The organism is Streptomyces axinellae (genome assembly GCF_039532135.1).
Classification (GTDB): Bacteria; Actinomycetota; Actinomycetes; order Streptomycetales; family Streptomycetaceae; genus Streptomyces; species Streptomyces axinellae.
In genome coordinates, this window is sequence record NZ_BAAARJ010000006.1 from 250,277 (window position 1) to 265,357 (window position 15,081).

13 protein-coding genes are annotated in these 15,081 nt (G+C 73.3%); all 13 read left to right on the forward strand.

Annotation, left to right across the window (positions count from 1 at the left end; all coding sequences use genetic code 11):
• Positions 1-236: 236 nt before the first annotated feature.
• Entirely contained in the window at positions 237-1,661 is a 1,425-nt protein-coding gene (locus ABD339_RS11290; RefSeq protein WP_344564830.1) for an FAD-binding protein, read from the forward strand.
• A gap of 213 nt (positions 1,662-1,874) precedes the next feature.
• A complete protein-coding gene (locus tag ABD339_RS11295; RefSeq protein WP_344564832.1) occupies positions 1,875-3,413 on the forward strand; it encodes an MFS transporter in 1,539 nt (512 codons plus the stop codon).
• An 87-nt stretch (positions 3,414-3,500) separates the two neighbouring features.
• A complete protein-coding gene (locus ABD339_RS11300; RefSeq protein WP_344564834.1) occupies positions 3,501-4,559 on the forward strand; it encodes an acyl-CoA synthetase family protein in 1,059 nt (352 codons plus the stop codon).
• Positions 4,559-5,929, forward strand: coding sequence for an aldehyde dehydrogenase family protein (locus tag ABD339_RS11305; RefSeq protein WP_344564836.1), 1,371 nt, complete (start codon positions 4,559-4,561; stop codon positions 5,927-5,929). The genes ABD339_RS11300 and ABD339_RS11305 overlap by 1 nt, the downstream gene beginning before the upstream one ends.
• Positions 5,930-6,028: 99 nt before the next feature.
• Positions 6,029-6,439, forward strand: coding sequence for a tyrosinase family oxidase copper chaperone (locus ABD339_RS11310; RefSeq protein WP_344564838.1), 411 nt, complete (start codon positions 6,029-6,031; stop codon positions 6,437-6,439).
• Positions 6,436-7,353 (forward strand): tyrosinase family protein, encoded by a 918-nt coding sequence (locus ABD339_RS11315; RefSeq protein ID WP_344564840.1) that lies wholly within the window; start codon positions 6,436-6,438, stop codon positions 7,351-7,353. The genes ABD339_RS11310 and ABD339_RS11315 overlap by 4 nt, the downstream gene beginning before the upstream one ends.
• Positions 7,354-7,585: 232 nt before the next feature.
• On the forward strand, positions 7,586-8,380 hold the full coding sequence (locus tag ABD339_RS11320) for an AfsR/SARP family transcriptional regulator (protein ID WP_344564842.1): 795 nt from the start codon (positions 7,586-7,588) through the stop codon (positions 8,378-8,380).
• Between the two features lie 78 nt (positions 8,381-8,458).
• Positions 8,459-9,286 carry a 2-amino-3,7-dideoxy-D-threo-hept-6-ulosonate synthase gene (locus ABD339_RS11325; protein ID WP_344564844.1) on the forward strand — a complete coding sequence of 276 codons (828 nt, stop codon included), beginning with the start codon at positions 8,459-8,461 and terminating at the stop codon, positions 9,284-9,286.
• A complete protein-coding gene (locus ABD339_RS11330; RefSeq protein WP_344564846.1) occupies positions 9,283-10,386 on the forward strand; it encodes a 3-dehydroquinate synthase II family protein in 1,104 nt (367 codons plus the stop codon). The genes ABD339_RS11325 and ABD339_RS11330 overlap by 4 nt, the downstream gene beginning before the upstream one ends.
• Before the next feature lie 4 nt (positions 10,387-10,390).
• A complete protein-coding gene (locus ABD339_RS11335; protein ID WP_344564848.1) occupies positions 10,391-11,173 on the forward strand; it encodes an amidohydrolase family protein in 783 nt (260 codons plus the stop codon).
• Complete coding sequence (locus ABD339_RS11340; RefSeq protein WP_344564850.1) at positions 11,160-12,497, forward strand: phenylacetate--CoA ligase family protein; 1,338 nt, start codon at positions 11,160-11,162, stop codon at positions 12,495-12,497. The genes ABD339_RS11335 and ABD339_RS11340 overlap by 14 nt, the downstream gene beginning before the upstream one ends.
• Before the next feature lie 110 nt (positions 12,498-12,607).
• Positions 12,608-13,669, forward strand: a complete 1,062-nt coding sequence (locus tag ABD339_RS11345) for an NAD(P)-dependent alcohol dehydrogenase (protein WP_344564852.1) — start codon at positions 12,608-12,610, stop codon at positions 13,667-13,669.
• 254 nt (positions 13,670-13,923) lie between these two features.
• The gene (locus ABD339_RS11350; protein WP_344564854.1) at positions 13,924-15,051 is read left to right on the forward strand and encodes a response regulator transcription factor; all 1,128 of its coding nucleotides are present in this window, start codon (positions 13,924-13,926) and stop codon (positions 15,049-15,051) included.
• Positions 15,052-15,081 lie beyond the last annotated feature (30 nt).

A 15,081-nucleotide genomic window follows, 5' to 3' on the forward strand; every position in this document is an offset into this window, starting at 1 on the left:
TCGTCCGTGGCCGGATCATCGTCGGTGCGCGGCGTCCCGGGCGGAATCCGTGTCTCACGATGTGGCCCGCGCGGCAGCCGGGCGCGCGCGCTCGGCCGGGTGCCTCCCCGCATCCCCCCGGCCGGGGACCGCCTCGCATCCCCTCGGATCGCACCCCCCTCAGATGAGGGATGTCTCCCGACGCGTGTGCCCCACAGGATTGCGGCGTTTCGTCCGGACACCGCGAGGAGGCAGCAGTGCCGTCAACCAGGGAGCACTACCGGCCACCGGAGGGGGCGGCACCGCCGCAGGAGGCGGTCGCCGGGCTCGTGGCGCGGTTAGGCGGACAGGTGCTGCGCCCGCGGGATCGCGCCTACGACGCCGAACTCGCCGGATACAACCGCATATCCGGGCACCGCCCCGCACTGATCGTCGTCGCCCTCCGCGATGAACACATCCGGGTCGCGGTCGATTTCGCGCGCGCCTGGGGAATGCCCGTCGGCGTCCAGGCCACCGGCCACGGGCCCGCCGCCGACACCGCGGGCGGCCTGCTGATCAGCACCCGCCATATGCGCTCCGTCAGCATCGACCCGGTCTCCAGGACGGCCCGCGCCGCCGCCGGTGCCCAGTGGCACCAGGTCATCGCCTCGGCGGCCCACCACGGGCTGGCGCCGCTCAACGGCTCCTCGCCGACGGCGGGCGTGGTCGGCTACACCCTGGGCGGCGGCCTCGGGCTCATGGTGCGCAAGTACGGTTACGCCGCCGACCATGTGCGCTCCATCGAGGTCGTCACGGCGGACGGGGAGCACCGCACGGCCACCCCCACCCAGGACGCCGGGCTGTTCTGGGCGCTGCGCGGCGGCAAGGGCAACTTCGGTGCGGTCACAGCCCTGGAGTTCGGGCTGGTGCCCGTGCCCCGGCTCTACGGCGGCGGCCTGTTCTACCCGGGGGAGCTGGCGGCCGAGGCCGTGCACCTGTGGCGGGAGTGGACCGGCGAGCTGCCCGAGGAGATGACCTCCTCACTCGCTCTGCTGCGGTTGCCCGACGTTCCCGGGACGCCCGAACCGCTGCGCGCCCGGCTCACCGTCCACATACGCGTCGCCTACGCGGGCCCGCCGCGGGAGGGCGCGCAGCTGGTCGCCCCGCTGCGCACGGCCTTGACGCCGATGCTGGACACCGTCGCGGACATTCCGTACACCGCCGTCGGCGACATCCACATGGACCCCGAGGGGCCGCAGGAATACCACCAGAACTCCCTCATGCTCGCCGACCTGGGCCACGAGGCGACCCAGCGGCTGCTCGCCCTGGCAGGCAGCGGCGCCGCCTGTGACGACTACGTCGTGGAACTGCGGCACCTGGGCGGCGCCGCCGGGCGCGCCCCGGCCCAGCCGAACGCCGTGGACCACCGCGACGCGGGCTTCGCGCTCACCACCATCTCGCCGCCCGCGCCCCCCGGCGCCACCCGGCCCGAGCCGCTCACGGACGCGATGGCGCCCTGGGGCACCGGGCTCAAGTACGCCAACTTCCTCGCCGGTCCGGGCACGGCGGACTGCGTGCCCGCGGCCTACGACAGCGCGACCTACGCCCGCCTCGCGCAGCTCAAGGCGGCCTACGACCCGCACAACGTCTTCCGCCTCAACCACAACATCCCCCCGGCGCCGGGCCCGGCCCCCTCCGAGTGAGCGGCCTCCCGGCCTCCCGGCCTCCTGGCTTCCCGGCCGCCCGAAAGCCGCGAAGAGATTCACCGACAAGTCGGCCAACAAGCCCGCGACGAAGCCCGCGACGAAGCCCGCGACGAAGCCCGCGACGAAGCCCGCGACGAAGCCCGCGACGAAGCCCGCGACGAAGCCCGCGACGAAGCCCGCAACGAAGCTCACGAAGACGAGGACTCCCACATGACAGCCAACTCCCCGGTGCCCTCCCCGATGCAGGGGTCTCCAGGCGCCGCGCTCAGCGCCCGCTCCACCGGTATCCGGCTCGGGGCGCTGTTCGGGCCCGCGATCTTCGGCGTCACCGCGGCGGGCGTCGCGTTGCCCGATGTCGCCGCCGCCCTCCACGCGACCCCCGCGGGCGCGGCCTGGGTGCTGACCGCGCACGCCCTCGCGCTCGGCGTCGGCACCGCGCTCTCCGGCCGCCTGTCCGACACCTGGGGCATCAAGACCACGCTCCTGGCCGGGACGGTCGCGCTGCTGCTCGGTGCCGCGCTGTGCCTGACGGCGCCCAACCTGGGCACGCTGGTCGCCGGCCGGTTCGTCCTGGCGGCCGGCTCCGGCGCGATGTCCTCCAGCGCCCTCGCGCTGGCCGCCTCCTCCCAACCCGCCGCGCGGCCCAGAATCCTGGCCATCTTCGGCGCCACCATGGCGATCTTCTCCGCCGGGGCGACCCTCGCCGGCGGGCTGGTCACCGACTGGATCCACTGGCGCGGCGCTCTCGTGCTGCCCGCGCTGTCGGTGCTGGCCGTGCCCTTCTGCCTGCGGATGGCGGCCGCCCGCCCCGGCTCCGGCAAGACTCCCGACCTGACCGGCGCGGGGCTGCTGACCGTCACCGCGGCCTCCTTGCTGCTCCTGGTCCAGTCCTCGGCGCTGGAGCTGGGCACCGGGCTGACCGTGCTGCTCGCCGCGCTGCTGGTGCTCTCGGCCGCCGGTCTCGCGCTGCGCGTCGCCCGCGAGGCCGACGGGTTCGTCCCGCGCGAACTCGCCACCAACGGCGCCTTCCTGCGCGCCTCGCTCGTCGGCGCCGGGGTCTACGCCGGGCTGTTCGGGGCCATGTACGCGGTGCCGCAGGCGCTGGTGGGCGGGCACGGCTGGAGCGTGCTCTCGGTCGGCGCCTGGCTGCTGCCGGGCGCGGCGGTGGGCGCCGTCGCCTCGCGTGCCGCGTCGCGGTTCACCGCGGGCAGCGGCGGCAACCGGCTGCTCGCGGGTACGGCGGCAGCCGCCGCGCTGGTGCTGGGGCTGGTCGGCGTGCTGCCGGGCGGACCCGTGCTGATCGTCACCGGCGCCTCGCTGGGCTTCGCCTCCTTCGCCGTCACCCAGGTGGTCACCACCGGGCTGATGTCCACGCTGATCGCCCCGATGCGGCGCGGCGGCGCGATCGCGCTGCTGAACCTCAGCTTCTTCGTGGGCGGCGGCGTCGGGTCGGCGCTCGCGGGCGCGCTCGCCAAGAACTACGCGCTGACCACTGTGCTGGGCTTCCTCGCGCTGCTGCCCCTGCTGGGCGCCGTGGTCGCACTCACCCTGCCCCGCCCGGCCCCGCAGGAACCGGCGGGGCAGCGGCCGTCCGTTCAGGGACAGCCGGGACCGGGTGAGCAGTCGGGACCGGGTGAGCAGTCGGGGCCGCGGGCTCCCGGACAGCAGGCGGCGAACGGCCAGCAGGCGGACGGTCGGCAGGCGGACGGGCCGCAGTCCCCGGCGCCGCAGCGGGCCACCGGACGATAGCCCGACGAAAACCCACGGATAGGCGAGGCGGAGACCGTGGCCAGCGGCACGGCAAGCACAAGTGGCCCACCGGAAGGACTCAGCAGCATGGACGCGGACGCGGCGGCGGACTTCGACAGCCATGTGCGCAAGTCGCTGGCCTGGCACTTCGGCACGGCTACCGGGTCGGCGTTCTGGCTCGGCAAACGGCAGAGCCTGGGCTTCGACCCGGTGGCCGACATCCAGGGGGCGGCCGGTCTGGCGCGATTCCCCGACCTGAGCGCCGAGTTGCGCACCGTTCCCGTACGGGACCTCATACCCCGGGGACTGGCCGACCGGCACTTTCGCGTGCACGAGTCGGGCGGCACCACCGGGGCCCCGGCGCGGATCGTGGCGGGCGAGGGGCGGCTGCCCATGCTGCGCTGGGCCCGCGAGGTGCTGCTGGCGGGCGGGCTGCCTCCCACCGGGGACTGGTTGTGCCTGGGCCCGAGCGGGCCGCATGTCGTGGGCGCCGATGTCCAGCGGCACGCCGCCATGGGAGGCGGGCTGTGCCACACCGTCGATCTGGACCCGCGCTGGGTCAAACGCGCCGTCACCGAGGGCCGCGGCGACCTGGCCGACGCCTACGTCCAGCACCTGCTCGACCAGGCCGGGACCGTGCTGGAATCCCAGCACATCGAGGTGCTCAGCAGCACACCGCCGCTCCTGGAGAGCCTGTGCGGGCGCCCCGCGCTGGTGGAGCGGATACGGCGCGGGGTGCGCGCGATCATCTGGAGCGGCACCTCCGCCTCGCCCGAGACCCTGCGTCAGCTCGACGAGGTGTACTTCCCCGAGGCCCGGCTCATCGGGGTCTACGGCAACACGCTGATGGGCCTGGCGCCCCAGCGGCCCCCGGCCCCGGGCGACACCCGCGCCTGCGTCTTCGAGACGCATCCGGACACCACGCTCGTCGAGCCCGTGGACGAGGCGGGCGCCGTGGTGCCGTACGGGGAGCGGGGGCGGGTGCGGCTCCACCTGGTCAGCGAGGAGACGTTCCTGCCGAACGTGCTGGAGCGCGACACCGCCGTCCGCGTCCCCGCCGCCCCCGGCGCCCGGCGCGACGGTCTGGCCGATCTTCAGCCCTACCGCGCGGCCGGGAGCGCCGACATCGTGGAGGGGGTCTACTGATGAGCGGCGAACACCCCGTCGTCCTCGACCCGCTGGTGGCCGGTGAGGCCGTGCCCAGCGCGGACCGGAGCACGCTGCGCGGCGTCCACGGCCGGGCGCTCGCCGATGTCGGGCTGGCGCCCCGGCTGATGGCCCAGAGCGCGGTCGATACGCTGCGGGCCCGGGCGAGCGGTGAACCGCCCGACCCCGCGCTCTTCCGCCGGGCCGCCGAGCTGCTCGCCCAGGACACCCTCGGCGGCGAGACCCCCGAGGACTACACCCGGCGAGTCGCCCTCAGCACCGGGCTCGCCCAGTCGGCCGTGCGCAACGCCCTGACCGAACTCGCCGCCGAATTACGGGAGTTGTCCGAGGCCACGGCGGCCGAGCTGCCGGGCGGCGACCTGGGCAGCGGCTTCCGTACTCGCTGGGTGCCCCGGGGCCGCCTCTTCGCCGCCGTCATGGCCAGCAACCACCCGGCCCCGCACGGCGCCTGGGCGCAGGCGCTGTTCCACGGCTACAGCGTGCTGGTGCGCCCCGGCGGCCGGGACCCGTGGACGCCCCGGAGGCTGGCCGCCGCGCTGCTGGGCGCCGGACTGCCCGCCGGGCGCCTGGCGCTGCTGCCCAGCTCGCACCAGGTGGGGGAGTTCCTGCTGGGCGCCGCCGATCTGGGCATCGTCTACGGCGGCGAGAGCGCCGTCGGCCGCTGGCGGGGCCGCACCACCACGGCCGTACGTGGGCCGGGCCGCACCAAGGCGCTGCTGGATGTCCCGCTGACCGAGGACGTCCTCGCACACCTCGTCCACACCGTCGCGTTCGACGGCGGCACCCGCTGCACCAACGTATCCGTGCTGCTGACCAGCGGGCCCGTGGAGCAGACGGCAGACAAGCTGGCCGAGCGGCTCAGCGCGCTGCCCGCGCTGCCGGTCACGGACCCGGCCGCCGCCTTGCCCGTGACCGGCCGGGAGCGCGCGGGGCAGCTGGCCGCGCAGGTGGCGCGGCTGGCCGAGGGGCTGACCGACCACAGCGCGCGGTTCGACAGCCGCCCCCTGGCGGTGGAGCTGGCGGACGGCTCGTACTGTCCGCGGCCCGTCGTCCTCTCCTCGGCCACCCACGACCACCCCTCCGTCGGCGCCGAACTGCCCTTCCCCTTCGTGGTCGTCGTGCCCTGGGACCCGGCGGACGGCACGGCGCCTCTGCGCGATTCGCTCGCCCTCAACCTGCTGACGGACCGGCCCGGTCTGCTGGCGGGCGCGGTGGGCGAGCCCAGCGTCCGCAAGGTGACCACGGGCGCCGTGCCGCCCTGGAGCACCGCACCGGGCATCCCGCACGACGGCAGCTTCACGGGCTTCCTGCTGGAGCCCAAGGGCGTCGTCGGCGACCACCTCCGGTGAGGCGGTCCGGCCACCGGATCCAGCAAGGCGGCGAAGACGACCGGATCGAGGACGACACCGAAGGCCACCGGAACGAAGACCACCGGAACGGGGAGCGATATGGGACGACGCGACATGAGACGGCGCGACGTGGTGAAGGCCACCACGGGCATCGCGGCGGGCGTCACACTGACCGGCGCCGCCGGGGCCGTGATGGTCTCGGCGGACGGGCCGGGCGGCCAGGAGCAGGCGGTCAAGAGCGCCGCAGCGCCGGGGCACACGGAGAAGTACCGGGGCAGGACCATCGAGGTCACCGAACACGAGGGCGTGGAGACCGTCCGGATAGACGGCGAGGAACTGCACCTGATGAAGCTGGGCGAGGGCGCCTACCTCAGCGCCCTGTGCCACTACGGACTCGTCGCCAGCCCGCTCCAGGCCGGGCGCCGCGCGGTAGAGGAACTGCGCGGCGCCGCCCTGCTGCCGCTCGGCCACGGCGGCCGGCACCACGGAAGCCAGGGGGAGAGCGCGTGACACACATCCGGAAGAACCACCTGGATATGACAGCCGAGGAAAAGCGCAGATTCGTCGCGGCCGTCAAAGAGATCAAACGCCGCGGAATCTACGACGAACTCGTCCGGATCCACATTCAGATCAATTCCACCGACTACATCGACAAGGACAGCGGAAAGAGGTTCGGGCACATCAACCCCGGATTCTTTCCCTGGCACCGCCAGTACCTGATGCGCTTCGAATCCGCGCTGCGCCGCGTCGATCCCCGCGTCACCCTGCCCTACTGGGACTGGACCACCGACCAGGGCGCCGACTCCCCGCTGTGGGACGAGGAGTTCATGGGCGGCAACGGGCGGCCCGGTGACCGGCGCGTGATGACCGGGCCCTTCGCCCGCGACAACGGCTGGATCCTGCGCAACAGCGTGGTGCCCGTCGGCGACGAGCCGCCGTCCTTGAACGGCCACTACACCCAGGACGACCGGGACTTCCTCGTCCGCGAACTGGGCACCCTCATCCCCGCGCTGCCCACGCCCGAGGAACTGTCCGACACGATGGCGCTGAGCGTCTACGACTGCCCGCCGTGGAACTACACCTCCGGCTCCGAGGCGCCGTACCACAGCTTCCGCAACCACCTGGAGGGCTACGCGAAGTTCTCCTGGGAGGCCGACTTCGGCAAGCTGCACGGCGCCGGGCACACCTGGATCGGCGGCCACATGCTCTACATCGGCTCGCCCAACGACCCCGTCTTCTTCCTGCACCACTGCTTCATCGACAAGATCTGGGCCGACTGGATGCGGCTGCACCCCGGGGTGCCGCACTACCTGCCCGCCGACGACACGGCCGACGTGCCCTCCCTGCGGACCAAGCTGCCGCCCTGGCGCTCCATGACTACGGCGGACCTGCTCGACCACACGGAGTTCTACCGGTACGCCTGACGCCGCCCGAGCGGTTGGGCCGCCTGGGCGGTTGACGGGGTGCCCCCTGGGGCGCGTTGCCGACCGCGGGTTGATTGTGGCTGGGAGCGCAGTTCCTCGCGCCCCTTCGGGTCCGTCGTTGTCCGGAAGGCGGCCCGTATCCCGGAAGTACGTGATGTGCCCGGCCCGCACCGGCGGGGACGCTGAAGCCCTACGCGGCGAGGCCCACTCGCCGTCGGATGGGGGAGGGCACATGGGGGGAACGCAATACCGCGTCCTGGGGCCGCTGGAGGTCGAACACGCGGGTGCGGCCGTGCGCGTGGGCGGGCTGCGGCAGCAGATCCTGCTGACGCTGCTCGCCCTGGAGGCCAACCAGGCCGTGCCCGTGCCCCGGCTCATCGACGGGATCTGGGGGGAGCGGCCCCCGGCCTCGGCCAAGGGCCAGGTGTGGATCTGCGTCTCGGGCCTGCGCAGACGGCTCACCGAGACCGGCGCCGGCGACGCGGTGGAGACCCGCCCGGCCGGATACGTGCTGCGCGCCGGCCGCGAAGCGCTGGATGTGACGCGGTTCCGCGACCTGGTGGCGCGGGGCCGCAGCGCCGCGCGCGAGGGCCGCGCCGAGGAGGCCGTCGGGCTGCTGCGCGCCGGAGCCGAACAGTGGCGCGGCCCGGTCGGCGCCGGGCTGGACAGCGCGCTGCTCGCCTCGGCGGCCGTGCGGCTGGAAGAAGAGCGCGTCGCCGCCGCCGAGGAGTGCTTCGACCTGGAACTCGCCCTCGGCCGCCACCACGGCATCGTCGGGGAACTGATGGGCCACGTGGCCGAGCACCCCTTCCGCGAGCGGCTGTGCGGCCAGCTCATGCTCGCGCTCTACCACTCGGGCCGCCGCGCCGACGCGCTGCGCGTCTACCGCGAGGTGCGGCTGCGCTACAGCGACGAACTCGGCCTCGAACCCGGCGAAAAACTCCGCGCGTTGCAGGGGGAAATCCTCGGCGAACGCGCCCTGCGGCCCATTCCCTTCACCCGCAGCGCACATGCGATAGGTGCCTGAAAGCAGGCCGATAGAACCCCGTCGCATGCTCACAGCGCAGCACAGCACTTCGGGTCTCGTTCTGGAGCAGGAGAAGGAATGGCAAACGAACTGAACACGCCGTTCGGCCGCAGACTGCGGCTCCGGCGCCTCTACGGCGGGGACTCCCAGCGGCTGCTGATCGTCCCCCTGGACCACTCCGTGACCGACGGGCCGGTGACCGGCGGCGGCCGGCTCGACGACCTCGTAGGGCAGCTCGCCGCCAGCCAGGTGGACGGCGTGGTGCTCCACAAGGGGAGCCTGCGCCATGTACGCCCCGGGCTCTTCCGGGAGACCTCGCTGATCGTCCACCTCAGCGCCAGCACCGTGCACGCCTCCGACCCCGACGCCAAGTACCTGGTGGCCACGGTCGAGGAGAGCCTGCGGCTGGGCGCGGACGCGGTGAGCGTCCATGTGAACCTCGGCGCGCTGGAGGAGCGGCAGCAGATCTCGGACATGGCGGCCGTCGCCGAGGCGTGCGACCGCTGGAACGTGCCGCTGCTGGCGATGATGTACCCGCGCGGCCCCCAGATCGACAACCCCCGCGACCCGGAGCTGGTGGCCCACGCCGTCAGCCTCGCCGCGGACCTGGGCGCCGACCTGGTGAAGACCATGTACGTCGGCTCCGTCGCGGAGATGCGCGATCTGACCCGTGCGGCGCCGCTGCCCGTCATCGCCGTGGGCGGCCCGCGCGCCGAGGACGACAGCCAGGTCGTCGCCTACGTGGAAGAGGTGCTGGCGGGCGGCGCCGCGGGCGTGGCGATGGGCCGCAACATCTTCCAGGCGCCCGACCCCGGCGCGATCGCCGCCAAGCTCGCCTCCCTCATCCACGCCGACTGTGTACCCCTCACCCCGACCATCCGTACGCGCGAAGGAGTTCTTTCATGAAGCTGAGCTGGCTGGACATACGTGGTCTCGGCGAGCTGAAGGAGGCCGTCCTCCAAGAGGCCCTGCACTACCGGATGGAGGGGATCGTCGCGGACGACGCCGCCGACCTGGCGGGGCTGCCCCCGACCCTGAGCAAGGTCCTCTTCCCGGCCGGCAGCACGCTGCCCGAGGACTTCGGCGAGGCCACGGTCGTCGTCGTCGACCCCGTCCGGCACGGCGTCACCCCCGCCGAACTCGCCGTACGCCACCCCGAGGTGGAGTTCGGCCGCTTCGTGGAGATCGTGGACGCGCCCACCCTGGAGGAGGCGTGCGACGCGGCCAGGACCGAGACCTGGAGCGTGCTGCTCTTCCGCGACCCGACGAAGATCCCGCTGGAGATCGTCATCGCCGCCGCCCGCTCCACCGGCAGCCTGGTGACCATCGCCAAGGACGTCGAGGAAGCGGAGATCATCTTCGGGGTGCTGGAGCACGGCTCCGACGGCGTCATGATGGCCCCCGCCAAGGTGGGCGACGCCGCCAAGCTGAAGGCGGCGGCGCAGTCCGAGGTGCCGGATGTGAACCTCACCGAACTGGAGGTCGTCAAGACCGAGCACATCGGCATGGGCGAGCGGGCCTGCGTGGACACCTGCACCCACTTCCGCGAGGACGAGGGCATCCTGGTCGGCTCCACCTCCAAGGGCATGGTGCTGTGCGTCAGCGAGACCCACCCGCTGCCGTACATGCCCACCCGCCCCTTCCGGGTCAACGCCGGAGCGATCCACTCCTACACGCTCTCCAAGGACGAGCGCACCAACTACCTGAGCGAACTCCAGGCCGGCAGCAAGGTGATGGCCGTGGACATCAAGGGCGGCACCCGCATGGTGACCGTCGGCCGCGTCAAGATCGAATCCCGGCCGCTGATCTCCGTGGACGCGGTCGCGCCCGGCGGCCAGCGGGTCAACCTGATCCTCCAGGACGACTGGCACGTGCGGGTGCTCGGCCCCGGCGGCACCGTGCTCAACAGCACCGAACTCAAGCCCGGCGACCGGGTGCTGGGCTACCTGCCCAGTGAGGACCGGCACGTGGGGTACCCCATCGACGAGTTCTGCATCGAGAAGTGACCCCATGACCGGTACGGAGCAGCACCCACCGGTGTTCGACGCCCACGCCCATCTCCCCGGAGCCGAAGGGGCCACCGAACGGCTCCTGGCGGTGATGGACAACGCCGGCATCGCCCGTGCCGTCGTGGTGGCGGGCGGGGCGGTCGATCCCGACCGCCTCTCCCGCCAGATCATCGAGGGCGGTCACGTCGAGACCGACGCCGACAACGGCGCCGTGCTCAGCGGGTGCGCCCGCTCCGGCGGCCGGCTCGTGCCGTTCTTCTTCGCGAACCCGCACCGCCACGGCGCGGACTACCGGGCCGCCGACGCACGCTTCCGCGGCCTGAAGCTGGCACCCTCCGTACACGGCGTCGGCCTCCTCGACGCGCGTACCACCGCGCTCGTCGAGGAGGCCGGTGCCAAGGGCCACGGCGTCTATCTGCACTGCCTCCAGCGGCCCGGCTCCGGCGTCGCCGAACTCGCCCGGCTGGCCCGTGAGTTCCCCGACATCACCTTCGTGCTCGGCCACGGCGGGGTCGGCGACATGGACCTCTACGGCATCGACTTGATCCGGCCCCGGCCCAACGTGCTCTTCGAGACCTCGGGCTGCTTCAGCGCCGTCGTCCGTGCCGCGCTCGACCGGCTGGGCGGCGAGCGGGTCCTGCTGGGCACCGAATACCCGCTCCAGCACCCGGCCGTCGAACTCGCCAAGTACCGGGCGCTGGACCTGTCCGACGAGGTGTGGCACCGCGTGACCTGGCAGAACACCTGCCGACTCATAGGAGACAACGCCCGTGAACACCCTTGATACGAGCGCCCCGCCGCCGGCCGCACCGCCCCCGCTGGGGGCGTGGGAGTCCGTCGATGACCTCTACCGGCTCCAGGACGCGCGGCTGCCCGCCGCGCTCGGCCTGGCCCGGCGCTCCCCGTTCAACCGGCCCCGCCTCGCCGCCGCGGGACGCTGGGAGACGGCCGCCGACCTCGACACGGTGCCGCTGACCACCAAGCAGGATCTGCGGGAGCAATACCCCTGGGGGATGCTGGCCGTCGAACGCCGCGAGCTGGCCACCTACCACGAGTCCAGCGGCACCTCCGGCGAGCCCACGCCCTCCTTCTTCTCCGAGCGGGACTGGCACGATGTCACCGACCGCTTCTCCCGCCACACCGTCGGCCTCTGCCACGACGACACCGTGCTGGTGCGTACGCCCTACGCGATGCTGACCACCGCGCACCAGGCGCACCAGGCAGCGCGCAGCCGGGGCGCGACCGTCGTCCCCGCCGACAACCGCTCGCTGGTGATGCCCTACGCGCGGGTCGTGAAGGCCCTGCACGATCTCGATGTGACCGTCGCCTGGTGCCTGCCCAGCGAAGCCCTGCTGTGGGTGGCCGCGGCGCGCGAGGCCGGCTACCGCCCCGAGCGGGACTTCCCTGCGCTGCGGGCGTTCCTCGTGGCGGGCGAACCGCTGAGCGGGGCCCGGCGCGCTCGGATCAGCGAACTGTGGGGCGGTGTCCCCGTCCACCAGGACTACGGCTCCACCGAGACCGGCAGCCTGGCGGGGGAGTGCGCGCACGGGCGGCTCCACCTGTGGGCCGACCGGTTCCTCGCCCAGGTGTACGACCCGGCGAGCGGCGCCACCTCGCGCGAGGGCCGGGGCCGGCTCACCATCACCACGCTCTACCGCGAGGCCATGCCGCTGGTCCGCTACGACCTGGAGGACACCGTCGAGATCTCCTCGGCCGAGTGCCCCTGCGGCTGGCAGCTGCCCACCGTGCGGGTGCTGGGACGCTCGGGACAGGGGTACCCCGTCGCCGGCCGCCGGGTGACCTCGCACGAACTGGAGGAGCAGGTCTTCCGCCTCCCGGCCGAGTACGGCGTGCTGTTCTGGCGCGCCCGGGTGTGCCCCGACGCGGTGGAGGCCGAGATCGAGACGGCCGAGGGCCGGGGCGCCCTGGCCGCCGCCGCGCTGACCCGCGCCCTGCACACCGGGCTCGGCATCCCCGCACGGATCCGGTGCCTGCCGCCCGGCGGCCTCGTCTCCCCGGAACTGCTGGGTCACAGGCGCGAGTTCGTCAAGCCGCGCACCGTCTTCGGCGCGGACGAGGACTGGAACCGCGCCGTCCAGTACTACTGACCACATCTACCGCTACTGACACACCTGCCGCTGCCGACCGCATGTACCACTACCGACCTCACGCACCACCACCGATCTCAGGGGCACGACCGACCGCAGGGGAGAGGCGTATGCCGACCGCCAACGCCGCACTGGAGAAGGTCCGGGCCTACGCGGCGCCCAAGGCCGGCTCCGCACTGGAGCCGACCGTCATCCGCCGCCGCCCGCCCGGCCCGCACGACGTACTGATCGAGATCCGCTACACCGGGATCTGCCACAGCGACATCGACCAGGTACGCGGCGACTGGGGCCAGGGCATCTACCCGATGGTCCCCGGTCACGAGATCGCGGGCGTCGTCACCGCCGTGGGCGAGCGCGTGACGCGCCACGCCGTGGGCGACCGGGTGGGGGTGGGCTGCTACGTCGAATCCTGCGGCAGCTGCGTGAACTGCGCCGCCGGGGCCGAACAGTTCTGCGCCCGCGGTATGACCTCGACGTACAACGCCGTCGGTACCGACGGCGAGCCGACGATGGGCGGCTACAGCACGCACATCACCGTCGAGGAACGCCATGTGCTGCGGATCCCCGACAGCATCCCCCTGCACCGCGCCGCGCCGCTGCTGTGCGCGGGCGTCACTGTCTACGCGCCCCTGCGGCGCTGGCGGGCGGCACGCGGCACCCGCGTCGCCGTCGTCGGCATGGGCGGCCTCGGCCACCTGGGCATCCGGCTGGCGCGGGCGATGGGCGCCGAGGTGACGATGCTGAGCGGCAGCCCCCGCAAGGAGGACGACGCACGGCGGCTGGGCGCGCACCACTTCCACACCCTGCCGGGCCCCGAGGAGTTCGCCGCGCAGGCCGGCTCCCACGACCTGATCCTCAACACCGCGCCGGCCGGCGTGGACCAGGACGCCTATCTGTCCCTGCTGGCCGTTGACGGCGTGCTGGTCCACCTCGGCATCGCGGACGGGCCCACCAGCGTGGGCCCCTTCTCCCTGGTGTACGGCAGGAAGGTGGTCGCCGGATCCATGATCGGCGGCCTGCGCGAGACCCAGGACACCCTGGACTTCTGCGGCGCCGCCGGCATCGGCGCCGAGGTCGAACTCGTCGATGCGGCACGGGTGAACGAGGCGTTCGCCAAGGTGGTCGCGGGCGAGGTGCGCTACCGCTTCGTGATCGACGCGGCCACCTTGTGAAGTCCGCTGCCCGGGTCCCGCTGCCCGGATCCCGACGCCCGGATCCCGACGCCCGGATCCCGGTGCCTGGAGTCCAACGTCCTGGAGCCCGACGTCCTGGAGCCCGACGTCGTGGAGTGCGACGCCGCGAAATCGTCACCTCCTGAAGGGGTTACCTTCTGAAGAGGGCCGCCACTCGGCCCGGACGGGGCCGCCACGCGGCGGCCCCGGGGCACGGCCCGGAGGACACGAGCCGAGGGGGCAGGGCCACGACAATGAGCGTTCCCTTACAGCGCAGATCGCCCAGGGAGCGGGAGGAGTTGCTCTCCGGAGCGGCCCGCGCCCCGGACGCCACCCGGCTGTTCGCCGGCGCCGCCGAGCGGATGCGCCGCCTCGTCCCCTACGACGCGGCCGTGTGGCGGGTCACCGACCCCCTCAACGGCATGATGACGGCGCCCGTGCACGCGGAGAACATCGACGGCACCGAGTGCGCCGCCTACTGGGAGTGCGAACTGCTCGCCGAACAGGTCAACCTCTTCCGCGACCTGGCCCGCGCCCCGCTGCCGGTGGCCGGCCTGTGGGAGAGCAGCCAGGGCCGCCCCACCCGCAGCGCCCTCTACCACGAGTTCATGCGCCCCCGGGGCATGCACGACGAACTGCGCGCCGTGCTGCGCGTCGGCGAGCAGACGCACGGCTACATCAGCCTCTTCCGCGAGCGGGGCCGCACCCCCTTCACCGCTGCCGACAGCAGGTTCGTCGGCACCCTGGTCACCCCGCTCGCGCGGCGCCTGCGCGCCTTCACCGTGCCGCTGGGTGCGCCGCCCGGCACCCGGGGCGGCCGGCCGGGGCTGCTGCTCTTCGACACCGGCGGCTCCCTCGTCTCCGTCAACGAGGCGGCGCTCGGCTATCTCCACGAACTCCCCGACGGCCCCGCCACCCCCACCGGGCTCGGCTACCGCATTCCGGTGTGGATCCACAGCACCGCCATGAAGGCGCGCGCCCTGGCCCGCGACGGTGAGCGCGGCGAGGCCCGTATCCGGCTGCGCACCCGCGCGGGACAGTGGCTGGTGTGCCACGCCTCGTGCCTGCGCTCGGCGGACGGGACGCTCCAGTCCTTCGCCGTCGTCATCGAACCGGCGGGGCTGGGCGAGATCATGCCGCTGATCGCCGGGGCCTACGAGATGTCGGGCCGGGAGCTGGAGGTGACGGTGCACGTCGCCCGCGGCCTGTCCACCGAACGCATCGCCCAGGAGCTGTACCTCTCGCCCCACACGGTGCGCGACCACATCAAGTCGGCCTTCGAGAAGGTCGGCGTCACCAGCCGCGGCGAGCTGGTCGGCAAGCTGTTCATCGAGCACTACGCCCCCCTCGCCGAAGCCGAGGGGGGCGGGCGCGAACTCTAGCGGGGTCGGCCGGCACTGCCAGGAGCACCG